The 25,166-nt window shown below is 73.4% G+C and carries 17 protein-coding genes and 2 pseudogenes; 13 read left to right on the top strand and 6 right to left on the bottom strand.

From position 1 onward, the window contains the following. Positions 1-6: 6 nt before the first annotated feature. From ACQPZO_RS19185 to ACQPZO_RS19170, 4 genes are all read right to left on the bottom strand, one after another. Positions 7-618, bottom strand: a complete 612-nt coding sequence (locus ACQPZO_RS19185; protein ID WP_433342824.1) for a DUF3618 domain-containing protein — start codon at positions 616-618, stop codon at positions 7-9. Between the two features lie 23 nt (positions 619-641). Beyond that, positions 642-1,049 carry a phage holin family protein gene (locus ACQPZO_RS19180; protein WP_387021973.1) on the bottom strand — a complete coding sequence of 136 codons (408 nt, stop codon included), beginning with the start codon at positions 1,047-1,049 and terminating at the stop codon, positions 642-644. After that, positions 1,046-1,666 (bottom strand): hypothetical protein, encoded by a 621-nt coding sequence (locus tag ACQPZO_RS19175; RefSeq protein WP_433342823.1) that lies wholly within the window; start codon positions 1,664-1,666, stop codon positions 1,046-1,048. The genes ACQPZO_RS19180 and ACQPZO_RS19175 overlap by 4 nt, the downstream gene beginning before the upstream one ends. A 229-nt stretch (positions 1,667-1,895) precedes the next feature. Continuing rightward, positions 1,896-2,156, bottom strand: a complete 261-nt coding sequence (locus tag ACQPZO_RS19170; RefSeq protein ID WP_433342821.1) for a hypothetical protein — start codon at positions 2,154-2,156, stop codon at positions 1,896-1,898. 295 nt (positions 2,157-2,451) lie between these two features. On the opposite strand from ACQPZO_RS19170, the pseudogene ACQPZO_RS19165 reads away from it, so the two are divergent. The 7 genes and pseudogenes from ACQPZO_RS19165 to ACQPZO_RS19135 all read left to right on the top strand — a co-directional run. Next, positions 2,452-2,763: pseudogene (locus ACQPZO_RS19165) on the top strand (S9 family peptidase); the annotation flags it as partial. Positions 2,764-3,292: 529 nt separating this feature from the next. After that, positions 3,293-4,151: pseudogene (locus ACQPZO_RS19160) on the top strand (alpha/beta hydrolase family protein); the annotation flags it as partial. A 319-nt stretch (positions 4,152-4,470) separates the two neighbouring features. After that, on the top strand, positions 4,471-5,328 hold the full coding sequence (locus ACQPZO_RS19155; protein ID WP_433342819.1) for a DUF4132 domain-containing protein: 858 nt from the start codon (positions 4,471-4,473) through the stop codon (positions 5,326-5,328). A gap of 5 nt (positions 5,329-5,333) precedes the next feature. Then, positions 5,334-10,415 carry a hypothetical protein gene (locus tag ACQPZO_RS19150; RefSeq protein WP_433342818.1) on the top strand — a complete coding sequence of 1,694 codons (5,082 nt, stop codon included), beginning with the start codon at positions 5,334-5,336 and terminating at the stop codon, positions 10,413-10,415. A gap of 36 nt (positions 10,416-10,451) precedes the next feature. Next, positions 10,452-11,642, top strand: a complete 1,191-nt coding sequence (locus ACQPZO_RS19145) for an ATP-binding protein (protein ID WP_433342816.1) — start codon at positions 10,452-10,454, stop codon at positions 11,640-11,642. After that, complete coding sequence (locus tag ACQPZO_RS19140; protein ID WP_433342815.1) at positions 11,639-15,346, top strand: vWA domain-containing protein; 3,708 nt, start codon at positions 11,639-11,641, stop codon at positions 15,344-15,346. Before ACQPZO_RS19145 ends, ACQPZO_RS19140 begins: the two co-directional genes overlap by 4 nt. After that, on the top strand, positions 15,343-17,259 hold the full coding sequence (locus ACQPZO_RS19135; protein WP_433342813.1) for a hypothetical protein: 1,917 nt from the start codon (positions 15,343-15,345) through the stop codon (positions 17,257-17,259). The genes ACQPZO_RS19140 and ACQPZO_RS19135 overlap by 4 nt, the downstream gene beginning before the upstream one ends. 129 nt (positions 17,260-17,388) lie before the next feature. Here ACQPZO_RS19135 and ACQPZO_RS19130 read toward each other — a convergent pair whose 3' ends face one another. Beyond that, a complete protein-coding gene (locus ACQPZO_RS19130) occupies positions 17,389-18,621 on the bottom strand; it encodes a trypsin-like serine peptidase (protein WP_433342811.1) in 1,233 nt (410 codons plus the stop codon). Positions 18,622-18,707: 86 nt separating this feature from the next. Further along, positions 18,708-19,901: an ROK family transcriptional regulator gene (locus tag ACQPZO_RS19125; protein WP_433342809.1), complete on the bottom strand. Its 1,194-nt coding sequence runs from the start codon at positions 19,899-19,901 to the stop codon at positions 18,708-18,710. Between the two features lie 288 nt (positions 19,902-20,189). On the opposite strand from ACQPZO_RS19125, the gene ACQPZO_RS19120 reads away from it, so the two are divergent. The 6 genes from ACQPZO_RS19120 to ACQPZO_RS19095 all read left to right on the top strand — a co-directional run bounded on the left by ACQPZO_RS19120 (position 20,190) and on the right by ACQPZO_RS19095 (position 24,965). Next, a complete protein-coding gene (locus ACQPZO_RS19120; RefSeq protein ID WP_396673715.1) occupies positions 20,190-21,005 on the top strand; it encodes an ABC transporter permease in 816 nt (271 codons plus the stop codon). After that, on the top strand, positions 21,002-21,784 hold the full coding sequence (locus tag ACQPZO_RS19115) for an ABC transporter ATP-binding protein (RefSeq protein WP_433342807.1): 783 nt from the start codon (positions 21,002-21,004) through the stop codon (positions 21,782-21,784). Before ACQPZO_RS19120 ends, ACQPZO_RS19115 begins: the two co-directional genes overlap by 4 nt. Next, positions 21,781-22,785 carry an aliphatic sulfonate ABC transporter substrate-binding protein gene (locus ACQPZO_RS19110; protein WP_433342806.1) on the top strand — a complete coding sequence of 335 codons (1,005 nt, stop codon included), beginning with the start codon at positions 21,781-21,783 and terminating at the stop codon, positions 22,783-22,785. Before ACQPZO_RS19115 ends, ACQPZO_RS19110 begins: the two co-directional genes overlap by 4 nt. Positions 22,786-22,810: 25 nt before the next feature. Further along, positions 22,811-24,223 carry a sulfatase family protein gene (locus ACQPZO_RS19105; RefSeq protein WP_433342804.1) on the top strand — a complete coding sequence of 471 codons (1,413 nt, stop codon included), beginning with the start codon at positions 22,811-22,813 and terminating at the stop codon, positions 24,221-24,223. A gap of 110 nt (positions 24,224-24,333) precedes the next feature. Continuing rightward, the gene (locus tag ACQPZO_RS19100; RefSeq protein WP_433342802.1) at positions 24,334-24,645 is read left to right on the top strand and encodes a YidH family protein; all 312 of its coding nucleotides are present in this window, start codon (positions 24,334-24,336) and stop codon (positions 24,643-24,645) included. Further along, positions 24,645-24,965: a DUF202 domain-containing protein gene (locus ACQPZO_RS19095; protein ID WP_433342800.1), complete on the top strand. Its 321-nt coding sequence runs from the start codon at positions 24,645-24,647 to the stop codon at positions 24,963-24,965. Before ACQPZO_RS19100 ends, ACQPZO_RS19095 begins: the two co-directional genes overlap by 1 nt. Positions 24,966-25,166: the final 201 nt, after the last annotated feature.

Below are 25,166 nucleotides of genomic sequence, written 5' to 3'. Positions count from 1 at the left end.
ATGCGCTCACAGGCGGTTCTTGCTGTCGCGGGCTTCCTCGCCCACGTGTCGGGCGGCCTGGGTACCCTGGTCGCGGACTTCGGCCGCGCCCCGCGTTGCGGTGCTCTTGATGGCTTCGGTGGCCCGGTGCGCGGGTTCGCGCAGGTTGTCCTGTGCCTGGTGGGCGATGTCCGCAGCCTGTTGCTTGACCGGGCCGGAGTGCGCCTGAGCCTGCTGCTTGAGACGCCCGGCCACCTTCTGTTCGGGGTTGCTGGGCGGGATCAGGGACGAGGCGAGCAGCCCCACTCCGAAGGCGATCAGGCCGGCGGCGAGAGGGTTGCCCTGGGCCTGCTGCCTGGACGCCTCCGGCAGGGCTCGGGCGTGTTGCCCGGCGGAGGACAGGGCATCGGCGGTCTGGTGGGTTGCTGTTGCGGCGTGTTGGCCTCCCGCTTCGCGGGCGTGCTGCGTGCTGCCCATGACCTTGTCGACGGCACGGGTGAGTCGCCCGCGGGCCTGGTTGATCGGTGCCGTCATCGCCCGTTTCGGGTTGGCCTTGTGGGTGAGGGCGTCGACGTTGGCGCCCAGGTCGGTTCTGGTGGCCTCGATCTCGGCACGAATCTGGTCGGGATCGCTGGTCATGCCGGTTCACCTCATTCCGGTTCCTAGCGCCCCCGCAGGGCGTCGGGTATCTCCTGTGCGGTCTGCTTCGTACGCGGTAGGGCGCGGATCGCGCTGAGTTGCTTGCGCGCCCGGACGGCCAGTACGCCGCCGACGACGGCCCACAGCACGGCGACGATCAGTGCCGCCCAGCCTTGGTCCATGACGTTGGACAGCCCCCACCACAGGGCGTTGGACAGGAACAGGAGGGTCAGCAGCGCCGCGATCACGGCGGCGACGACCATCGCAGCGACGGTGCCAGCGGTACGGGCTTCCTGCCGAAGCTCGGCCTTGGCCAGTTGGACCTCCTGCCGTAGCAGGGTGGACAGGTCACGGCTGGCATCGGCGAGGAGTTGGCCGATGGACTGCTGCGCCTTGTCGTTGCCGTCGCCCCGGGGCGGTGGCGTGGTCACGGCCCCACCTCACTGCCCGTCGGCCCGTGCCGCACCGGAGCCCGCGCGCTGGCGGAAGGTGGGACGTGCAGCGCGCCGCCGGGAGGCTCCTCGGGCTGTCCGGACGGTTGACCGGTCGAGTCGCCCTGACCGCCGGAGAGGGCGCGGCCCAGACGGCCGGCGAGCAGCCCGGCGATACCGGCAGCGGCGAGGAAGGTGCCCGGGTGGCGGCGGCCGTAGTCGCGGATTTCGTCGAGCAGATCGCCGGGTTCGCGGTTGTCCAGCCAGCCCGCCGCCTGCTGGGCGGCGTCGGCGCCCCGGCGTACCAGATCGGCGGCGACGCCCTCCTGGTGACCGTCGTCGGCCATCGACCGCAGCTGGGTCCCGAGGGTACGCAGACCGTCGGCGGCCCGCCGCTGTTGCTGTTCTGCCTGCATCCGGGCCTGGGCGGAGGCCTCCTCAACGAGGTTGCGCGCCTGTCGGCGGGTCTCGGCGGCCACCTCCCTGCCCTGCTCCGCGGCCTGGTGCGACACCTGGCCAGCGGCCTGCCCCGCATCGCGGCCGACGCCAACGGCGGCATCCCGGGCCTGCCCGGTCCTGCCGCCCGGCCCGTCCGGTTGATCTTGCGCCCTCGTCATCCGGTCTCCCCTCGTCGGTCGGGCCCGTGAAGTCGGTACGCGCGGTTACCCACGCCAACCGGCTTCATGCCTTGCCCGTCTCGTCCCGGCGTCGTTCTGGCGCGGTCGGCCGAATCTCCTCCGAGCATGGCGCCCCAGCCGAGCAACCCCGCGCCGACTCGAAAGCCGGCAGCCGGGTGGCGAGGTCACCGAGATGGCGGTCGATGCGCGACGCCCCGGGACCGACGGGTCAGCCGTGCCTGGCCGCCGACATGCTGACCGGGCCATGCGCAGGGGCGTCGAGGCGTGCGCTCACGGGCGGGACAGCGGACTCGCCCAGCGGCCCTGCGACGTCGTCCCCCCTGAGGGAACCGTGGACATCCTGCCCAGGCATGCCGGCGTCGTGCCGGCGGCGGCGCAGGGTCAGCATGCTCGCCGCCCCGGTCACCGCCCCGGCCGCGAAGGCAAGGACGAGCGCTTGCCGAGCGGTGGACTTTGTCTTGCGTGCCATGACTACCCCTGAATCCAATTTGAGCGGATAGTTCTGATTGTCAGACTCGGCGGCCCGAACCACGCACCTAATCGGCGGACTTGCATGGACGCGACAGAGGTTGAAAGGCTCCGGCCGCCCATGAGTTCCCAGCTGGACGGCCATGTCGATGCCCCGTAGCCGGTGCACAGCGATCCGATCCGGGGGCGAAGGCGCTGGCCAATCACACACCTCCGGTCCCGACGTGATCCGCGTCGAATGCCGTCTCGGCGGGCGGGTCGGTGTGGCGGCAGGCCCAGGGCCCGCACCCCCTGGACCGCGCTGGTCTGCGGACTCGGGCACGCTGTTCTTCCTGTCCGACCGCACCGACCGCGGTACCCCGCAGGTGCACAGGCTCACCCTCGCCGACGGCACGATGACCGCGTTGACCAGCTCGCGCGCTGGCATCATCGACCACCTGCCGCTCGCGGACCCCAAACTGGTCGCTCTGCTCGCCGAGGATGAACCCGCCGAGCAGGACGCGTGCCGCCCCGGGGGCCATGACGACGCCAATGTCATCGGCGAGCGCGAGCCGCGCGCCCGGTTGCGGCTGCTCGATCTGAGCACGGGCCAGGTCATCACCCCGGACGCCTCGATGGCCTTGCCACCACCCCTACCGGCGAGGAGATCGCGGCACTCACCGGCACCCGTTACCAACCCGCGAACGTTCACGTCGGGCCACCGACCGGGCCAGCGCCCCGGCAAAGTCGCGGAGTGTCCGATCCCGCCCGACGTTTCATCCGCCTTCCGGGAATCCCGTTCCGCTCCTTGCGGATGACCTGAGATCCTGGCCAGGGCCCCGGTCTCGCCGGCCCTCAGCTGTGTCTCCTCTCCCCGTACCCGCCCCGGGAGGTCGCTGCTACGCCGCCCCGTACACCGGGCAGCCGGGCGGCGGCCTGACGAAATCCCCCCACCCGGTCGGGGACCTGCCCTTCAGCCCCTATGGAGCTGCCCCGTCCACGCTCCCCCTCCACCGACAGCACAAACGGGGCAGCTCCAAAGGAACCAACGCAGGACACGCCGACCCGGCAAAGACCGACCCGGCAGGGGTCGATCATGTCGGCAGCGCGCGCATCCCATGGGGCCTGCCAAGCCGGAGACCCTCACGACTTTGCCGGGGCCCTGCCGGTGGGACGCTGCGAAAGATCACTGACACCCGCCCGGAACTGGGAGGCATCGCTCTCGGCACTCAGCAGCCGCTGGCCTACCGTGCCGCCGACGGCCTCGATCTGGACGGCCTGCTCGTACTACCCGTCGGAAAACCCGCGTCGGACGGCCCGTTTCCGCTGGTCACAATCGTGCACGGAGGCCCGTACGATCGCTACGCCGATCGTTGCCAGCTGTTCTGGGACCCCAGCGCGCAGTGGGCTGGCCACCGCCGGCTACGCGGTGTTCCTGCCCAACCCGCGCGGCGGTCAGGGCCGCGGCCACCAGTTCGCCGCCAGCGTCGCCGGTCGGGTCGCCCAGGAGGAGTGGACCGACATCCTGACCGGCATCGACCTGCTCATCACCGAGGGCATCGCCGACCCCGATCGGCTGGGCATCGCCGGCTGGAGCCACGGCGGGTTCATGGCGGCCGGGGCCATCGGCCAGACCGTACGGTTCCGTGCCGCGTTGGCCGGTGCCGGCGTCATCGACTGGGGCATGCTCGCCGCGACCGGGGAGAACGGCCAGTTCGAAGCCGCGCTCGGTGGCAGTACCGGCTGGTCCGGCATCGTTCCGCATCCACATGACGCGGTCAGCCCGATCTCCTTCGCCAGCCGCATCCGCACGCCGATGCTCATCCTGCACGGCGCCGAGGACACCAACGTCCCCCTCGGCCAGGCCGTGTACTTCCACCGGTCGCTGCGCCACTTCGGCGTCGAGCACGAGTTCGTGATCTACCCCAGGGAAGGCCACCCGATCCGGGAACGCAACCTCCAACTCGACGTCATGCGCCGGACCCGTGCCTGGTTCGACCGCTGGCTTCGGCCCTGACCGGGGGGCACGTGGTCCTGGTGTCGTTGCTTTCCGTAATGATGACGCTCGACGGCCGTCCTGGCGTGACCTAGGTCACCGCGTTGCCTCACATTGGACCGCTGCCCGACCCCGTCCGGAGCGCACCCGAACCAGCCGGACCTGCGACTCCCGCAGGTCCGGCCCTTCTCATCCCGCCGGCCCGGGCCCGGTACGCCCACCGTCGCCCGGCCGGCGGAGCCCTGTCGTGTCGGTCACTACTGTTAGCGTGCGCTGCGTCGTCGATCATGGTCGATTCCTCATGAATCCAACTAATTTGTCACTGCGGAGGGTATTCCTGATGAGCTGGCTACCGGCGGGAGACTCGTACGAGATCTCTCTCCTGGACGGAAAGGTGGCGGCCCGGTCCACCGGCCCGCGGGCAGCCGGCCGTCCGCTGAAGACCCTGCCGAAGGCGCTGCGCGACAACCCCGAGGTGGACCGGCTGCGCCAGCTCGCCCAGTGGCTGGACCGGCACGCCGCCGAATGCCTGGCCCGGGTCGACGCCTGGGTGACGTCCTCGCTGCCGGTGCCGACCGGGCTGCTGGCCCGGGTCTGGCCGGACCCGGCCTGGCGGGACGCGCTGCGTGACCTCGTCGTGCTCGGGGACGATCCGGCCGAGCCGGGCTTTCTGAGGGACGTCACCGACACCGGTGACCTGCGCGTGGTCAACCTCGACGGGGAAACCGTCCGGTTCTCGCCGGCCAGCGCCACGCTGCCCCACCCGGTGCGCCTGGCCGACCTGGCCGACCTGGCCGAGTTCGCCGACGAACTGGACGTCACCCAGCGGGTCGAGCAACTACACCGGGGCACCTGGGGCAGGCCCGCCAACCTGAAGGACCGTGACACCACGATCACCGACTTCCGCGGCGCCACGGTCCCCAACCGGCTGGCCGCCCGGGCTGCCACCCTCGGCTACCGGGTCTCCGGCTCGCAGGTCAAGTGCCGGGTCTGGGAGGCAGGCCGCACGGTCGAGGCCGCCATGTGGTTCGACGAGGACTACTGGGACTCCGAGGCGACCCTGGGCGCGCTTTCCTGGTCGGTCGTGGATGGACCGACGCTGCGGTTGACCGAGGTCGGGCCGGTGGCCTGGTCGGAAGGAATGCGGATGGCGACGGCCCTGTCCGGCGCCGTGACCGGAACGGGGACGAAGGAGTGACCGGGATGACGACCATGTCGGGCGAGGATTCGGCCGAGAGCCTGCTGGCCGCCGGCGCGGTGCTGCCGACCGGCACCGCCGGGGCCGGCGACCGGGCTGTGCCCCTCACCGCCCGCACCTACCGGCACCCGGCCCTCGACGACCGTGTGGTGGTCCGCCTCGTCGACGCAGCCCTGGGCGAGGGCGAGGACATCGCCGTGGGGTTCCTCGGCCTGGCGCTGGGTGCCGAGCCGGCCGTCGTCGGGCTGGGCCTGCGCCGTCCGTTGGCCTTCCCGGAGTGGGTGCTGGTGCACCACCCGGCGGACGGCCGGCACGCGTTGGCGGTGGTGCCGGAGTTGCAGAAGCTGGCCAAGCAGGTGCGGTCGCGGCCGAAGGCCGCCCTGGACGGGCACCAGAGCATCGCCGACCGGTTCGTCCGTACGCTGCCGCACCTCCTGCCGACGTTCTTCGAGCAGGCGGCGCGGGTGTTCCTGGCCGCCGGGCAGGACACCTACGCGACGCAACTGTTCAACAAGGCGCGCAAGGCGGAGGCGCAGCACGGCCTGCCGGTCGACCTGAACCGGCTGGACGAGGTCTACGTGGAGTTCGCGTCGGCCAGGGTGGTGTCTGCGACCGCGTTGGCCGGCTACGCGAAGGAGCTGTCCGCACAGTTGCCGGCCGACGAGGCGCTGGAGCGGTTCTGCCGGCTGGCGCTGCGGTCCGCGGCCGCCGGCGTGGTGCCGTCCGCGCAGTCGGCCAACGCGGTGAACCGGCTGGTCAGGGCCGCCACCAAGGCCGCTGGCAGGGCCGGCGCCGCCGCCGTCGCCGACCGCGAGGCGGCCTACCTGACCGAGCTGCTCCGGCTGCCGGTGGCCGTTGAGGCGCCGGCCGGCTGGTGGAAGGCGCACCTGCCGGCGGTGACGGCGCTGGCCGGCCGCGACCCGGCGATCCGCGGCAGCCTGCTCGACCTGATGCCCACCGACCGGGACAACCTGGTCACGTGGCTGGCCCTGTTGACCGACACCGGCGCGCTCGCCGGACTGTCCGACCCGGACGCGCCGGACACGGCCCGCCCGCAGGACGGCTCCGTCGGCTGGCTGCGCCGCTTCGTGGGCCGAGCCAACTCCGGCCACCACCGCGGCCGGATGTCGGAGCTGTACCCACTCGTCGAGCGGATGGCCGACCGGCTGCGCGCCGAACTGGCCGACAGCGGCGAGACCCTCGCCGCCGAGGGCGACCTGGACCTGCTCGACCTGCTGCTCGCCCTCGACCTGCCGGTGGCCCCGCCGAAGAAGGGCGCCTCCCTGGACCTGGCGCATTGGGCCAAGGTCGAGGGAACGCGGGATCTGCTCGCCGTGGCCGGTGACGACCGATTCACCGGGGCCCTGCGCCGGGGCCTCGACCAGCTCGACGACCAGCAGCACGCCCTGCGTCGGATGGTCGGGACGCGGGGCATCCGGCCGTTGCTGACCGACTGGCTGCGGGCCCGGATCCGTGACCGGTTCGCCACCGGCCTGCCGTATCTGCCGGAGTCGGTGGACTGGCTGGGCAGGCTCCCGGTCGAGGCGCTGCGCCTGGTGTCCGACGACCTTGGCTGGGCCGGTGACCCCGGTCAGGGCGGCGACCTCGGCCATGCCCTCGGCGTCGACCTCACCGAGCGCGTCACCCGCAGCCTGCGCGGCGGGCTCATCGACGAGCTGGGCTGGCCGGACTGGGAGTTGGCCTGGCAGGAGGTGACCGGCGGCGACCACCGGGTCGAGCTGACCCGGCAGGAAGCCTGGCCGTACGTGATCCTGGGCGGGCCGACCACGGTGCGCGTGCTCGGCGCCGAGGGCATCGTGCTCCGCCACGACCTGCGCATCCCGGCCGGCGACATGTGGGGCCAGCCCGGCTACCACTACGTCGACGGCCACCTGCTGGTCTTCTGGCGTTCCCAGGAGCTCGACTACGACCTACGCGGCTACTGGCACTCGTCGCCCGGCGAGCCGCAGCCCATCCACGGCTCTTCCCACGGCAGCCAGCGGCGCGGGAGCCAGATCACCCTGCCGCTGGCCGGCGGCGGGCGGACCACCGGCGACGGCGTGCTGCACGTCGGTGACACCGCTGTCCCGGTGCAGCTGCCGGTCATCACCGACGGCACCTCCCACTGGGTCTACCGCTCCAGCGAGGACGACGGCAACTACGGCTGGCACGAGTACGACCCGGCCAGCAACACCCACGGCCGGCGCAGCCTGCCCCGGTTCCTCGTCGACCTCCCGATCGGCGGAGGCCACCTCAAGGAGTCGGCCAGCTGGCTGCGGCCGGCCCTGTCCGACCGGGCCACCCCGGCCGCCGTTCCGGTGGACGGCCTGCTCGGCTGGCGGGTGGTCACCCTGCCGGACGGCTCGGTACGCGGCGAGGACCTGGCCGGTCGTACCGTCACCGTGGCCCCGGGACAGGAGCCGATCGCGGCGCTGGTGCTGCCCGGCGACGACCGGCCACGGGCCGTCCTCAAGGGTCTCGTCCTGGTCGACCCGGACGGAGCGGTGTCGGCTGCAGCCGGTCCGCCGTCCAGCCGGGACTACACCCCCGCCGTGGTTCCGCTGCCGGGGCGGAGCTTTCTCGGCAACATGCTGCCCCGGGACCCGGACGGCTCCACCGCGCTGCGCCGGATGGACCGGGACACCGCCGCCGTGCTGCTCAAGGCAGCCCTCGACGAACGCCGCGCCGCCCTAGCCGAAGAGGCCGCGCGGGCCGCCGCCCAGGCGGCGACCCGGTCCCGGTTGACCGTGGCCACGCAGGCCATAACCGGCCTTCCCGTCGCCGTTCCGGCGTCCATGGTCGGCGCACCCGCCGGCACTCCCGGTTCCGGACCATCCACCTCCGGTTCCGGACCATCCACCTCCGGCGGGGACGACAAGGACGCGCTGGTCGAGCTGGTCCGCTCGACGGTGCCGGCAATCAGCCACGACGCGGTGCTGGCCGGGGTGGCCGGGGTGCTGCGGCTGGCCGCCCGGGTGCGCACCGACCTGGACGTGCTGACCGAGCGACTCGCCCGGTCGTTGTCCGCCCCGAAGACGGTGGCGCCGGCGACCACCGCGACCGGACCCACCGACGAGCAGCTCAACCTGGCGCTGGACGGTCTGCGCGGCTCGGCCCACAGGGCGAACGGTTCGACCCACGCCTTCACCCAGTTCCAGGCATTCGCCGCCCAGCGCTCCGCCACCACCGGGAGTGGACCGGCCGTACGGCTGCACCTCGACGGACCGTCGCTGCCGGACGCTCTGGACTGGTGGCCCGTGCTCGGCGGTGTCGCGGCCGTCGCCTACCGGGCCGTCGCGGCGGTCACCCCGGACGAACACCGGGAGACGTTGCGCGCTCTGCTCACCGAGCTGGACCGGCTCGACCTGAGCGCGGCGGCCGAACCGAACCGGTGGCGCCGGTTCACCCTGCACCTGCTGGACGACGACCTGAACAACCCCGATGGCACGCGCCGGTACCCCAGGCCGGGCATCCTGCCGTTGCCCGACGGGGCGTTCATCGCCGTCCTCAACTCCAGCGGCACGGCCACCGGCTACCGCTTCGACGCGCTGCACCACGACCCGGCCGGCGCGTTCGCCGTGCCCGAGCCGTACACGGTGCAGTCCTCGGTGCCGGTCGGTGACGAACGGCCGGCTGGCTGGCTGGCCGGTTTCCTGACCGAGTGGGCCGCGCGCGGCCCGCTGCCCTGGCGGCCGGAGGCGGCCGAGCAGTTCGCCGAGCTGACCGGCGTCACCCCCACCGCTGCGAGGCTGGTGCTGGCCGGCCTGCCGTACGCGGACTCGGCGAACACCGTGCCGACCGAGTTGCGCAGGGCGCTCGGGGTCAAGCAGGCCGGCGAGGTCAAGCTGGCCTTCGGGATCCTGAACGAGGCCGGCCCGCAGCTCCGGCGGGCCGTGGTCTCGGCGCTGCTGCCGGACGACCCGGCCCGGCTGTGGACGGACGGCCCGGCCGTGGCCGCCGCCGCGGCGGTCTGGAACGCCGCCCTGGGGCAGCGGGTGGTGGTGCCCGAACAGTTGCTCGCCGAGGCGGTGCGCGCGGTCCGAACCGGCTGGGGGCCCGCGAAGGCGTTGCCGGCACTGCTCGATCCGGCCCGCTCGGTCGAACTGCGCACCGACCTGGCCTTCGAGATCAGGGGCGACCGGGCCCGGCAGGTCGACGGCCGGGCAGCGGGTTTCACCGGGGAGGTGCTGCGCTCCACGATCGCCCTGGCGGCCTGGGTCGCCCACCACGCGCCGGCCGGCGACCCGTGCCGGGCCGCGTTGCCGGCCGCGCTGGCCGTGATCCGGGACCGGCTGGCCAACCCCGGCCTGCTGCTCGACCTCGACCAGTACGTCTCCCTGCCCGAGTTCCGGCAGGTGGCGGGCACCCCGTCGGAGACCGGTCCGGGCTGGGAACGCTACGGCGCCATCGTCCTGGCCACCCACGACAGCCAACCGTCGCCCGCGCTGCGGCCGGACCTGCTCGACGCCGACGGGACGGACCCGTACCTGCCGGCGCTGCGGTCGGACGCGGCCAAGCCGTACCCGATGGAGGTGGCGTTGTGCCTGGTCCGTGACCCGCGGTTCGCGGCGCTGCTCGGCGACCCGGGGGAGCCGGCCGGCGGCGCGCGGACGGCGGATGGGACCTGGTGGCCGCAGGATCCGACCCGGTCGGTGCCCGACATGGTCGCCGAGGTGGCCGGGGAACACGGCTTGGGCGTCGACGCGGCGGTGGTGTACCTGATGTTGCTGGCCATGCCGGACCCGACCGACCGCAACACGGCGAAGTGGACCGGCTGGAAGCCGGCCCGGCTGAAGGCGGCCCGCGCCGAGCTGACCGGCACCGACCTGGTCATCGAGGCCAGTCGGTCCCGGGCCGGCCGGTCGCTGTTCCTGCCCGGCCCGTGGCTGGAGCGCGGCAGCGGACAAGCGCCGATCGAGGGCTGGAAGACCGCCCTGTTCGACCTCGCACCCGATGGTACGGCCGGGCTCGGCGTGACCGTGCCGTTCGAACCGGCCGCCAGCCTTTACCAGCGGGCCTGGCAACGCCTCCGCGACGGCGACCGGCCCCGGTTCGACAACCTGCCCACCCGCGGCACCCGCCGCTGACCCCCGTCCGAACCAGAAAGAGATCGAGGAACATCAGTGACCGTGACGGAACACGTCCGCCCCACCGCGGCGTCGGAGACCGCCGCCCAGGTCCTCTCCGCCGAACAGCGGTACGCCGACGAGCTGGACTTCCTGGCCGCGTACGACGGCGGGGCCCGGCCACCGGGCTGGGCGCTGACCCCGCGCGCCGTGGTCACCTTCATCCAGGGCAGCGACGGCGAGGCGTTGAAGCTGCCCGCCGACCGGCGCACCGGCCCGGCCGAGACCGAACTGCCGGCCAGCATGACCATCCCGGCGAAGTTCGTCGGTGAGCGGAGCCTGGTCGAGCGGTGCGTGGTCACCCTGGCCGGCGAGCGGGGCCTGCTGCTGGTCGGCGAGCCCGGTACCGCCAAGTCGATGCTGTCCGAGCTGCTGGCCGCCGCGGTCTGCGGCACCAGCGCGCTGACCGTGCAGGGCACCGCCGGCACCACCGAGGACGCGTTCCGGTACGGCTGGAACTACGCCCTGCTGCTCGCCCAGGGCCCGACCCCGCAGGCGCTGGTCGACTCGCCGGTGCTGACCGCGATGCGTACCGGCCGGGTGGTCCGGATCGAGGAGGTCACCCGCTGCCTGCCCGAGGTGCAGGACGCGCTGGTGTCCCTCCTGTCCGACCGGCGGATGAACGTGCCGGAGCTGAGCGGCACCGAGGACGGCCTGATCCGCGCGGCACCCGGGTTCACCGTGATCGCCACCGCCAACCTGCGGGACCGGGGCGTGTCGGAGATGTCCTCGGCCCTCAAGCGCCGGTTCAACTTCGAGACCATCCACCCGATCTCGGACGTGGACACCGAGACCGACCTGGTCCGCCGGCAGGCCACCGCCGCCGTGCAGCGCGCCGGCGCGGCCTACACCGTGGACGACGCGGTGCTGGACGCCCTGGTCACCGTGTTCCGTGACCTGCGTTCCGGCCGGTCGGGCGAGGGCTGGGACGTGGAACGGCCCGGCACGGTCATGTCCACCGCCGAGGCGGTTCAGGTGGCGGCGTCGCTCGGGTTGGCCGCCGCGTACCTGCCCGGCGGGGACGCGCTCGACCTGGTGCCCGGGCACCTGCTCGGCGTGGTCCGCAAGGACGACCAGAACGACCACGCCCGGCTGCTCGGCTACTGGGACGGCCCGGTCCGCCGCCGCGCCGAGGACGGCTCGGCGATGTGGCGCCGGCTCTGGGACCTGCGGGAGAACCTGCGGTGACGACCGTATCCCGCACATCGCCCGGTGGGGCTCCGCCGACCACCGACCCGCCGACGGCCGACCCGCGAGCCGTGGTCGACGCGCTCGCCGGTTCGGTCCGGCCGTACCTGATCGGGGTGCGGCATCACAGCCCGGCCCTGGCGGCGGTGCTCCCGGCACTGCTCGACGCCGCCGGGGCCGAGGTGGTCTGTATCGAGCTGCCGGCCGACTTCCAGGGCTGGCTGCCGTACCTGTCCGACCCGGCCGCCCGGGCCCCGCTGGCCCTGGTCGGCAGCAACGGCGCGGACGGGCCGATGGGGTTCTACCCGTTCGCCGACTTCTCCCCGGAACTTGCCGCGATCCGCTGGGCCCGGCAGCGCGGCGTCGAGGTGGTCTGCTGCGACCTGCCGCTGGCCGACCCCGGCTGGACCGCCGACACCACCGACCCGGCCCCCGGGTCCGAGCCGACTGCCGGGTCCGAGCCGACCGCCGGTGGCGATCCCGCCCCGGACACCGGTGAGCCGGTGCCCGGCCTGCGTCGGTCCGGCTACGCCGCCGCGCTCAGCGCCAGCGGCACCGGTCGGGACGGTGACGACCTGTGGGACCGGGTGGTCGAGGTACGTGCCCCGGGCTGCTCGCCCGAGGCGGTCCGCCGGGCCGCCCTCGCCGTCGGCTGGGCGATGCGTACCGACAGCGCCAGCGGCGACGGCGTACCGGCCCGGGACCTGGCCCGCGAGCGGCACATGCGCCGGGTGCTGGCCGAGGCCGGCGCGGACGGCCGGCGGGTCGCCGCCGTCATCGGCGCCTTCCACGCCCCGGCCCTGCTCGCCGCCCCGTCTAGCGACACCGACACCGATGCCGACGCCTGCGGCGGTCCGGCCCGGACGGCCGGCGGTGCCGTCCCGGCCGGTCCGGTCCGGTCCGTGACGACCCAGCGCGGGCCGGCCACCACCCCCGGCGGCGGCACGGCGGTCACCTCGCTGGTGCCGTACGCGTTCGACCTGCTCGACTCCCGGTCCGGCTACCCGGCCGGGATCCGCGACCCACGCTGGCAGCAGTCCGTCTTCACCGCCGCCGGCGACCCGGAACGGATCCGGGCCGCCGCCGCCCGGGCGGTCACCGACCTGTGCCGGGAACTCCGCTCGGCCGGTCACACCGCCGGTACCGGCGAGGCCGCCGAGACGGTACGGCTGGCCGGCGACCTGGCCCGGCTGCGGGACCTGCCCGCCCCGGGACGGGGCGAGGTGCTGGAGGCGGTGACCACCGTGCTCGGCCAGGGTGAACTGCTCGGCCGGGGCCGAGCGCTGGCCAAGGCGCTGGAGACCGTGCTGGTCGGCGCCGAGCGGGGCCGGATCGCCCCCGGTACGCCCCGGTCCGGGCTCGGCCCCGCGGTCGAGGCGGAACTCGCCGCGCTGCGGCTGCCCGACCCGGACAGCCCGAAGTCCCGCGAGGTCCGGCTCGACCCGCTGCGCACCGAGCTGGACGGGCGGCGGGAGATCCTGCTGCAACGCCTCCAGGTCTGCGGCGTCGGCTACGGCGAGCCGATCGCGGTGTCCGGCACCGGCGACGGTGCTGCCCTGACCACCCGCTGGCAACTGGCCTGGACGCCGTCCGTGGCGGCCCGGCTGGACCTGGTCGGCGTACGCGGGGTGACCGCGGCGCTGGCCGCGGCCGGCACCTTGCGGGAGCGGTTTCGCCGGGAGGTCGCCGACGGCGGCCCCACCGCCGAGCGGCTGCTGACCGGGCTGCGCGACGCCGCCCGGTGCGACCTGCCCGAACTGGTCACCGACCGGCTCGAGCTGGCCGCCGCGGTGCTGCCGGGCACCGGCACGCTGCCCGAGCTGCTGGCCGCACTGGACCTGCTGGAGGCGCTGCGCCGGGAGCATCTGCCCGGCACCACCGCCGACGGCCGGGCCCGGGCGGCCGAGCTGGCCGTCGTGCTGTTGGACGCGGCGGTCCGCGGGCTGCCCGGCCTGGCCGGCAGCGACGCCGCAGCCGACGCCGCCGCGCTGGTCGACCTCGCGGTCCGGGCCGGCGAGGACCGGATCGGCCTGCGCCTGGACGAGGCCCTCGGCTACCTGGCCCGGGCCGGATCGTCGCTGATCCAGGGCGCGGCCCTGGCCGCCCGGGTGCTGCTTGAGCTGACCGATCTGGAGACCCTGGGCACCCGGGTGGCCGGCTGGATCGACGCGGCGACCGGACCGGACACCCGCCGGCACCTGCACCGGCTGCTCGGTGGGCTGCTCACCGCGGCGCACCCGCTGCTGCAGTCCGCCCCGGCTGCGTTGGACCCGCTGCTGGAGCGGATCGAGCGGCTCACCGACACCGAGTTCCTGGACCGGCTGCCGGCCCTGCGTGGCGGGTTCGACGTGCTCACCCCGGCGGCCCGGGGTCGGCTGCTGCACACCGTCACCGAACGGCTGGGTGACCGGCTCGATCTGGTCCTGTCCGCCCCGCCCGAGCTGCTGGCCCGCTGGGCTGCCGCCGACGCGGCCGGCCGGGCCGCCCTGGTCGCCCGCAGCATCCCGATCCCGGGCACGCCGACCGGCTCCGCCGCCACCCCCGCCGCCAACCCTGCCGGCGTTGAGCCCGGACGGGAGACGCCGGCCGCCCGGCTCACCCCCACGGACCGGTGGCGGCTGCTGCTCGGGCGGCAACCCGACCGGTTGCCGGCCGACGCCCGCCGCTACGCCCGCGCCCTGGATGAGCTGTACGGAGCGGGCCAGGGCGAGGGCGTCACCGACCTCGGCCAGGCGGCCGGCGGCGGCCAGGAAGCCTCCTTCCCGACCGCGCGCGAGTGGGCCGACGAACTGGAGGCGTTGTTCGGCACCGCGGTACGTGAGGAGGTCATCGCCCGAGCGGCCGAGAGCGGCCGTACCGACGTGCTCGCCGAGCTCGACCCGGCCACGGTACGCCCTTCGATGGAGCTGCTGACCTCGGTGCTGTCGCTGGCCGGTGGCCTGCCCGAGGGGCACCTGGCCAAGCTGCGGCCACTGGTCCGGCGGCTGGTCGAGGAGCTGACCAAGCAGTTGGCCACCCAGGTGCGTCCGGCGCTGACCGGGCTGACCAACCCGCGTCCGTCCCGTCGTCCCGGTGGCCGGATCAACCTCGCCCGTACGCTTCGGGCGAACCTGGCGCACACCCAGCGGCTCGGCGACGGCCGGACGGTGGTGGTGCCGGAACGTCCGATCTTCAACACCCGGACCCGCAGGGAGGCCGACTGGCGGCTGGTGCTGGTGGTCGACGTGTCCGGCTCGATGGAGGCGTCGGTGGTGTGGTCGGCGTTGACCGCCGCCGTGCTGGCCGGGGTGCCCACCCTGTCCACTCACTTCCTCGCCTTCTCCACCGAGGTGGCCGACCTGACCGACCGGGTCGACGACCCGCTGTCGCTGCTGCTGGAGGTGCGCGTCGGCGGCGGTACGCACATCGCCGCCGGGTTGGCCCACGCCCGCTCGCTGGTGACCGTGCCGAGCCGCACCATCGTCGCGGTGGTCAGCGACTTCGAGGAGGGCTATCCGCTGGCCGGGCTGCTCGGCGAGGTCCGCACGCTGGCGAGTTCCGGCGTGCACCTGCTCGGCTGCGCCGCGCTGAACGACAGGGGAGTGCCCTGCTACTCGGTACCGGTCGCCGAGCAACTCGTCGCGGCCGGGATGCCGGTCGCCGCTCTCAGCCCGCTCGAACTCGCCCGCTGGGTGGGCGACCGCATCCGCGGAGGATCACGTTGACGGACCGCACACCCACCGCCGCGGACATCGACCGGTTGCCGCCGGTGCTGCCGGGGGTCGCCGCCGCGGCGGTGGCGGCCCTGCCACCTAGGCTGCACAGGCGGCTGGACGCCACCGTCGGACGGCTGACCGGTGTACCGGTCGGCCGGGTCGACGGCGGCGTATCGGTGCACTGCGGCGCCGAGGCCCTGGTCACCCTGACGCCCGGACCGACCGGCGCGGTCACCGATCCGCACCAGGCGCGGTGCAGCTGCCTGCTGGCGCCCCGCTGTCTGCACCGGACCGCGGTCCTGGTCGCCTGCCCGATCGCCGACCTGGCCACCCACCCCGATCCGGCGTCCACCGCCGCATCGTCCAGCCCGGACGGCCCTGGCGTGGCCACCGGGCGCACCGGGGGACCGGCTGGCCCGGCCGCCGGTCGTACCAGCCGGAACACGGCACCGACGAAGGCGCAACGGGCCGCCGCGAGCGCGCTGTGGCGGGCAGCCGCCGCGGTGCTCGCGGCCGGCGTGCCGGCCGCCGGCGCGGTTCCCCAGGCCGAACTGCTGCGGGCCGCGCACAGCGCCCGGCTGGCCGGCCTGCCGAGGGCCGAGAGCGCGGCGCTGCGCACGGTACGTGGCCTGCGCGCCCACCGGGAACGACAGGCCGGCCACCGGCTGGCCGAGCTGGTCGAGGTGCTGCACGACCTGCTGTACGTGGCCGGCCGGCTGGCCGCCGGCGATCCCGACCCGGCGCTGGTCGGCATCCTCCGGCGGGCCTACCAGCCGGACGGCACGTTGGAGGTGTACGGCGTCTGCCGGGAGCCGGTGATCAGCGCGAACGGGTACGCCGGGGTGGTCACCCACCTGGTCACCGCCGACGGGCGCCGGCTCTCCTTCGGCGACGTGAAACCGGGCGGCCCGGACCGGGCACGGGACTGCGCCCGGGCGGTCACCGAGATGGGCGCGGTCGCGGTCAACCACTCGGTGCTGGCCCGTGGCGGCCTGCGGATCACCGGCACCACCGTCTCCCCGGACGGCCGGCTCGGCGCCGGCAAGGGGGTCCGGGCCAGCCCGCTCACCGGGACCGACTGGTCCACCGGGCCGCTGGCGGAACTGTTCGCCCGCCCGCTCGCCGAGGTGGTGACCGCCCAACTCGCCGCCGACGACCCGGAGGACCCGGACCGGGCCGGTGCCGCGCTGGTCGGCGGTGACCTGATGGTGGTGGGTGCTGTCGGTGACCAGGTGCTGGCCCGCGAGCTGGCCCCCGCCACCGAGGCCGGAGCGGACCGGGTGCCGGTGCCGGACGGGCCGGTGATCCGGCTGGCGCCGGTCGACTCCCACCCGATGCTGGCCCACGTGGCCAACCTGCGGCGGCTCGCCTCCCGGCCGGGCCTGCGGATCCGGGTGGTCGGCCGGCTGGACCCGGACCGGGCCAGCACGCTGCACCCGCTCGCGGTCGGCCCGGTGCCCGGTGCTGCCGCGACGCTCCGGCTGCCGACAGGCTGGCACGGCCGGCTGGACCTCGGCTATGACGAGATCCAGGGCAGCCACCTACCGCCGCGCGAACCGGCCGCGATGACCGAACCGGTTCTCGCCGTCGACGCCGACGCGGTCGCGGAGTCCCCGCTGTGGCGGGTCCGCAGGCTGGTGGAGCTGGCCGTCTCCGGCGGTCGCCGCGCCGTCGCCGAGGCGGCCCGCGGCGAGGGCACCGGGCTGGCTGGTCCGCTGCGCCGCGCAGGCTTCACCACCGCCGCCGCTGTGACCGCCGTGCTCGCCGACGAGTCCGACCGGCGCGGTCGCGATGCGTTCGGTCGGCTCAACGATCCCGACCCGGACCGGTACGCCTGGGCCTGGCTCGCCACGACCGCCCACCTCGCCGCCACCGAGCGGGAGCTGATCCGGTCCTCCTGGACCGCCCCACCCGTCGGCTGACCTGCCGGAATCCGAGGTTACTGAGCTCCGGGCCGATGGGTGGCAGGCCAGGTGACCGCAAACCGCGGATCACCTGGCCCCGGCGCCCGCCCGAGCCGGGCGGGCGCCGACCCTTCCGGACGGACGTCGTCAGCCGTTGTTGTCGATCAGGCTGGCGATCTCGTTGTAGATCAGGTGTGCCTTCGCGCCCTGGTTCGACGGGCAGCCGCCGAGGTGGTGCAGGGCGACCACCCGGTGGCTGGCGTTCAGCACCGGCGAGCCCGAGTTGCCGCCGGAGGTGTCACAGCTGTAGCTGATGTTCGAGGTGTTGTAGTTCGCGTTCCGCACGCTGCACGTCGTGCCGTTCTGGGTGTCCTCGTAGATCGACAGTCGCTTCGGGCTGCCGTCGCCGTGCCCCGGAATATAGATCCGCGTGCCGTTGGTGGTGGCGGTCGTCGCCAGGTACAGCGTGCCGAACGCCTGGATGTTGGCGAAGTTGTTCACCGAGTACAGCGTGTAGTCCAGGTCGCCGGAGCCGCCGCTGCTCACCTTGTAGAGGGTGGCGCCGCTCACCTTGGTGCCGGCGCCGGGGTTCGCGCCGCCGCAGGTGGCGCACTGGTAGTTGAACTGCATCTCGCTGCCGCTGACGGCGGCCTGCGTCGAGAAGCAGTGCTTGTTGGTCAACATCCGGTTGGTGTTGCCGACCCGCCAGGTGGTGCACATCCCACCGCCGCTGATCAGCAGCCGCGCGACCGCCCTGCCGCGGGCGTACTCGGTGGGGTGGCTGCTCTGGTAGCAGACGGCGTCGCGGCGCGCGTCGGTGCTGCAGACGGACTGCGTGGAGAAGTTGTGTGCCGCGATCTCCGCGCGGTCGTAGCCGCGCCAGAACCGGTCGATGGTCGCGGCGTTGCCACGGGAGAGGCGGCTGCTGTGCAGCGTCACCACCGCGGTGTCGCCCTCCACCGACATCGCCCAGAAGCCCGGCTGTCCGTCGGTGGTGTAGTCCGAGCCGGTCGCCCGGTTGAGGTTGCGGTCGTACCGGTGGCTCTCCCGGCCGTCGGGGCTCGACACGGTCACGTGGTCGCCGGGGGCCAGTCGCAGTGCGCTGAAGTGCACCTTGACGTACGAAGCACCGGGATGCCGGATGATCTGTTCCCGGCCGCCCCCGGCGTAGGACAGCGAGCCGCCCACGGTGCGCAGTTCACCGACCGTGGTGATGCCCTCGGCCGAGAACTGGTCCGATTCGGGTGCCCGCTCGGACTGTGGTGCGAGAGGCTGAACCGGGTACGCCTCGGCGGCGGGTACTGACAGGAAACTTAGCCCGAGTGTGCAGGCGCCGAGCGCGACCACCGCCGTTCGCAGACGGCGCAGGGTGTGCTTCATCGTCGCTCCTCCCCAGGAACCAGCACCCAGACGTGCTTTCAGCCTTCATACCCGAGGAAGCCAATACATGCAAATGTATCTATTGATTAGCCCTGCGCCGTGGGGAGGGCCGGCAAGGGCTCGGACACGTTGAGCCGTAGGGCGGCCGCGACCGCGCCCAGGGCGCCGCCCTCGTCGCCGAACTGGGCGGTCACGACGTCCAGGCGGCGCGGGTGACGGGGGATCGCCAGCTGACCGATCGCCGCCCGCACGGGCTCGAGCACCGCGTCGCCGGCGTGGGCCAGGGTGCCGCCGATGGCCACCTTGCCCGGGTCCAACTGCACCACCATCCCCGACAGGACCCGGCCGAGCAGCGTCGCGGCATGCCGAACCACGTCCTGGACGGTCGGCTCGCCGGCGCGTGCCCGCGCCACCAGGTCGGACGGGTCCGCGACGGTGACGCCGCGGCGGGCGCACCGCTCGATCAGCGCCGACGGGCGGATCAGCAGCTCGAGGCAGCCCCGGCCGCCGCACGGACAGGGTTCGCCGTCCGGCTCGACGCTGACATGGCCGATCTCGCCGGCGGCGCCGTGGGCGCCACGGGCGAGTCGGCCGTCGACGATCAGCCCCCCGCCCACGCCGTCACTCCACCGGACGTAGATGGCGTCCCGCACGTCACGGGTCGCGCCCCAGGTGCCTTCGGCCAGCGCCGCCAGCCGCGAGTTGTTGTCGGTGACGACGGCGACGCCGTACCGGTCCTGGATTCGCGCGCTGACCTGCTTCGCGGCCGCCGAAGGGCTGCCGCCGGCCGGACGGCCCCGGTCGGTCACCAGGCCGGGCAGGCCGAGGCCGATCGCCTCCAGCGCGCGCAGGTCGATGTCGTGCTCGTGCACGAGGTCGTCGGTCAGCTTGATCGCCGCGTCGGCGCGCCGGGCCGGGCCCGCAGTCAGCGTGACAGCGCGGCTGCCGCGGGCCAGGATGTCGTGGCTGAGGGTGGCGACGATGACGGTGATCGTCGCCCGGCCGAGGTCGATGCCGATGATCTGGCCGGCGGACGGGTTGAGGCTGACGGTCGTGGACGGACGCCCCCGGCCGCGGTGGCCGGAGAGCGCCGGCTCGCGCTCGACGACCACACCACGGGCGATGAGGTCGCCGATGATGTCGAACAGCGTGGTGCGCGACAACCCGGTCAGCCGGATGAGTTCGGCCCGGCTGACCGGGCCGGCGTTGCGGAGCTGGGCAAGCAGGGTCTCGGTGTGCGCGAGCCGCACGCGTTGCATGGCATCCGGTCGTTCGATCACCGCACCATCATGACCGACGCCTCCGCCGGCGTGCCGGTCCGGCGGCGTGCGGCGCAGCGGCCCCGTCGGGCAGCCCCGCAGCGGGGGCGGGCGTTTGTCCCCCTGCGTCGTACATCGGCCGTAGTGGCCGGAGGCCGGATGTCTTACGAGCACGGGCAGTGGCCTGGGCTCGGCAATTTTAGTCCGAAGGGTTGACAGGATTAATCGCGGCGCTCAAGATTCCCTTACCTTGAGCGCCGCCTCCCGGGCATGGGCGCCGACATCCGCCCTGGGCTACGGAGGACCACCGTGCCGATAGACGTTCAGCCGCCCCGGACCCGCGGGCCGGAAACCACCCGCGCGGCGTCCCCGCCGCGCCGCGCCGTGCCGCTGCTGGTGTGGAACGTGCTCGCCGTCGTGCTCGGCATCGGCATCTGGACCGTGCTCGCCCGGGCCGGGGTGTCGGGCCTTCCCGGGCCACGGGCGGTTGCCGTCCGCGCCGGTGAACTCGCCATGGACGGCACCCTGCTCGACGACAGCCTCGCCAGCCTGCGCCGGGTGCTCATCGGATTCGCGCTCGGCAGCGCCCTCGCGGTGCCGGTCGGCTTCCTCATGGGCTGGTACCGCACGGCGCGCGGCCTGATCGAGCCCTACGTGCAGTTCTTCCGCACGATCCCGCCCCTGGCCGTCATCCCGCTGGCCATCCTGCTCATGGGCATCGGGGAGACCCCGAAGATCTTCGTCATCTTCCTGGCCGCGTTCCTGTCCTGCGTCGTGTCCACGTACCAGGGCGTGGTGGGCGTCGACGCCACCCTGATCAACGCCGCCCGGGTGCTCGGTGCCGGGGACGCCGTGGTGTTCCGCCGGGTCGTCGTTCCCGCCTCCACCCCGTTCATCCTGGTCGGCATGCGCGTCGGCCTCGGCGCGGCTTGGGCGACCCTGGTGGCCGCCGAGCTGATCGCCGCGCAGGAGGGCCTCGGCTACCGCATGCAGCAGGCGCAGATCTACTACGACCTGCCGAGCATCTTCGTCGGCCTGATCACCATCGGCGTGCTCGGCCTGATCATGGACCGGCTTCTGCTCGTCGCGGAGAAGCGCCTCACCGGATGGCAGGAACGCCGATGACCGAGAAAATCTCCTTCCGCTCCACCAGCCGCGTCTTCGACGTGGGCGGCAAACCGTTCCACGCGCTGCAGGACGTCGACCTCGACATCGCCGACTGCGAGTTCGTCACCGTGGTCGGGCCGTCCGGCTGCGGCAAGTCGACCCTGATGAACATCGCGGCCGGCCTGATCGAGCCCACCGGCGGTGAGGTGCTCGTCGACTCTCGGCCGGTGAACGGGCCCAGCCCGGAACGCGGCGTCATCTTCCAGCAGTACGCGCTCTTCCCCTGGCTGACCGTGCGCCAGAACGTCGAGTTCGGTCTCCGCATCGCCAAGGTCGCGCGGGCCGAGCGGCGACGCCGGGCGCAGCACTTCATCGACCTGGTGGGCCTTACCGACTTCGCGGACGTGCTGCCCCGGATGCTCTCCGGCGGCATGCGGCAGCGCTGCGCGATCGCCCGCGCCTACGCCGTCGACCCGGGCATCCTGCTCATGGACGAGCCCTTCGGCGCCCTCGACGCCCTCACCCGGGTGCAGTTGCAGGATCAGCTGCTGGCCACCTGGGGCACCGAGCGCCGCACCGTCATGTTCATCACCCACGACGTCGACGAGGCCGTCTACCTCGCCAACCGGGTCGTCGTCATGGCTGCCAGGCCGGGGCGGGTGTACGAGGTCATCGACGTCGACCTGCCGTACCCGCGTACCGAGGCCGTCCGCCTCTCGCCGGAATTCTCGCGGATCCGCAATCGGGTCTGGCGCGCCGTCTACCACCAGACCCCTCAGGAAGGTGCATCACAATGAGCCCTCTCTCCCGTCGCGCCGTTCTGGCCGGCCTCGCCGGCTTCGGAACCGCCGCCGCCCTCGCCGCCTGCGGCGACGAGCAGTCGGGCTCCGGCTCCGGCTCCGCCGACGGCGAACCGGTCAAGCTGGGCTACATCGCCGACTTCACCGGCGCGAGCCTCATGGCGATCGCCCAGGACAAGAAGCTCTGGGCCCAGCACGGCCTCAAGCCGGACCTGAAGGTCTTCACAAACGGGCCCCTGCAGGTGCAGGCGCTCGGCGCCGGCGACCTCGACTTCGGCTACCTGGGCCCGGGCGCGATGTGGCTGCCGGCCTCCGGCAAGGCCCGCGTCGTCGCCATCAACTCGCTCGGCTTCGCCGACCGGGTCATCGCCCAGCCGGGCATCACCTCCATCGCCGCGCTCAAGGGCAAGAAGGTCGGCGTGCCGGAGGGCACCTCCGGCGACATGATGGTGCGGCTGGCTCTGCGCCGCGCCGGGCTCTCCATCGACGACGTCCAGAAGGTCGCGATGGACGCCAGCACCGTGGTCACCGCGTTCGGCTCCGGCCAGATCGACGCGGCCGGCATCTGGTACCCGCTCATCGGCACGATCAAGAAGCGGGTGCCGAACCTGGGGGAGCTGGCCAAGAACGAGGACTTCTACCCGGACATCAGCTTCCCGTCCGCCTACGTCGGGCGCAACGACGTGGTGACCGGCAAGCCGGAACTGGTGAAGAAGGTGATCGCCGTGCTGCGTGCCGCCAACGACGAGCGGGCGGCCGACGTGGACGGGGCCGTCGAGCTCACCGCGAAGTTCCTCAAGTCGGCGCCGGTCGACCAGCTGCGCGCCGAAGCCACCAACGCCCGGTTCCTGACGTCCGCGGAGCTCGCCGCCAAGTCCACCGACGGCACCGTCGCCGGGTGGCTCACCAGCCTCAACGGGCTCTTCAAGGACCTGGGCAAGCTGCCGAACGCGGTGGACCCCAGCACCTACTACGACGCCGCCGCGTACGCGTCCTGAACCTCGCTCCAGAAAGGAACAACCCGTGCGGCCCAACATCGTCTTCATCATGGCCGACGACCACGCCGCGCACGCCGTGGGCGCCTACGGAAGCAAGATCAACGAGACGCCGCACATCGACCGCATCGCGGCCGGCGGTGCGCTGCTGGAGAACTGCTTCTGCACCAACTCGCTTTGCGCGCCCAGCCGGGCCACCATTCTCACGGGCACCTACAACCACGTCAACGGCGTGCAGACGTTGTCGACCGAGTTCGACAACCGGCAGCTCGTCTTCCCGGAGCTGCTGCGCCGCGCCGGCTACCAGACGGCGCTGGTCGGCAAGTGGCACCTCGGGCACGGCCCGGAGCACGACCCCCGCGGCTTCGACTACTGGGAGATCGTGCCCGGCCAGGGCCGCTACCGCGACCCCGTCTTCATCGGGATGGACGGCACCGAGCGGGTCCGTCCGGGCTACTGCACGAACATCATCACCGACCTGGCCGTGGACTGGCTCGACCAGCGCGACCCGGAGCGCCCCTTCTGCCTGCTGGTCCACCACAAGGCGCCGCACCGCAACTGGGAACCCGACGACAAGCACCGCGACATGTACGTCGACGACGTGGCCGTGCCGGGCTCGTTCGACGACGACCACTCCGGGCACGCCGCCGCCGCCCGGGCCGCACGGATGCGGGTGGACGGGGACCTGACCGCCCACGACATCAAGGAGATGCTGCCGCCCCACCTGGATCCCGACGAGGCCGCGCTCTGGACCTACCAGCGGTACATCAAGGACTACCTGCGCTGCGTCGCCAGCGTCGACGACAACGTCGGCCGCCTGCTCGACTACCTCGACGAGCACGGCCTGACCGACGACACCATCGTCGTCTACACCTCCGACCAGGGGTTCTTTCTCGGCGACCACGGCTGGTACGACAAACGGTTCATGTACGAGGAATCGCTGCGGATGCCGTTCATGATCCGCTACCCGACGGAGATCCCGGCCGGCTCCACCACCGACGCGCTCACCATGAACGTCGACTTCGCCCAGACGTTCCTCGACTACGCCGGCGTGCCGGCCGACCCCCGCATGCAGGGGCGCTCGCTGCGGCCGCTGCTGCGCGGCGAGGCCGTCGGCGACTGGCGGCTGTCGGTGTACTACCGCTACTGGGAGCACGACGACGACGAACACCACGTGTGGGCGCACTACGGCGTGCGCACCCACGACCACAAACTGGTCTACTACTACGCCGACGGGCTCGGACTGCCCGGCACCTCCCTGACTCCGCAGGAGCCGGAGTGGGAGATGTTCGACCTGCGGGCCGACCCGTGGGAGATGCGGAGCGTCTACGACGACCCCGCGTACGCCGAGACCCGGGCGGCGCTGACGGAGGAGCTCGCCCGCGTCCAGCGGGAATGTGGAGACACCCCGTGGCAGCCCTCGGCACCGGTCGCGGGGTGACGGGCGGGTCATCTCCCACGCCGGTCGGCCCGGGTGAGCGGACAGGGCCGGCCGGCCGGAGCGAGCCGACAGGACCGGCCGACCGCCGCTGGCCGCGCCGGGTCTACGGGGTGGGCACGGAACCGGACCCGCGGTTCACCCTCGCCAACGAACGCACGTTCCTCGCGTGGCTGCGGACCGCGCTGGGCCTCATGGTGGCCGCCGCGGCGGTCAAGGCCTTCGGTGCGGACGACTCGCAGTGGGCGGCGGCCGTGCTGGCGGTGCTCGCCGTCGTGGTGGCTGCCGAGGCGTTCCCCCGGTGGAGCCGCAACGAGCGGGCGCTGCGGCTGCAGCTACCGCTGCCGTCCACCCCCGTCGCGGTCGCGTCGGCGGTGGGGGTGGTCGCGGCCGGCGTGACGATCGCCGTCGTGGTGCTGACCTGATGGAGCTGCAGCGGCACGCCGACCGGGGCGCGCAGGCCGAACGCACCCTGCTCGCCTGGCTGCGCACCGCGCTGGCGACGGCCACCGTGCTGGTGGCCGTCGGCCGTGAGCTGCTGCCGCGTCATCCGTTCGCCGCGGCGCTCGTGCTGGCCTGCACACCGGTCGCGGTCGCGGTGGCCGCCCTGGCCCGACGCCGGTACCGCACCGTCCGGCTGCCCACCCACCTCGGGCCCCCGGAGGGCGCCGCCCTGCTGGCCGCCGGCAGCGCACTGGTCGTGGCCGGCGGCGTGGCGGTCCTCGCCTACGTCCTCACCCGCTGAGGGCGGGTCCACGCGCGCCACGTGATGACGCGTGGTCGTCCGTCCCGGCGAGGCCCCGGCGAGGCCCCGGCGAGGTGAGCCGATTGACGTAGGTCATTGCCTAGCCTCTCGTGATCACCTAGGTTGTCACACGATCGCACCCTGTCGCACTGAGCACCTCCCGCTCTGGCGAGGCCGCGAGACACGGACCAATCGCGCCGA

This window comes from Micromonospora sp. CA-111912 (assembly GCF_050948415.1).
Classification (GTDB): domain Bacteria; phylum Actinomycetota; class Actinomycetes; order Mycobacteriales; family Micromonosporaceae; genus Micromonospora.
Note: the sequence above shows the minus strand (reverse complement) of the source record. Positions and strands in the feature narration are given on the sequence as shown.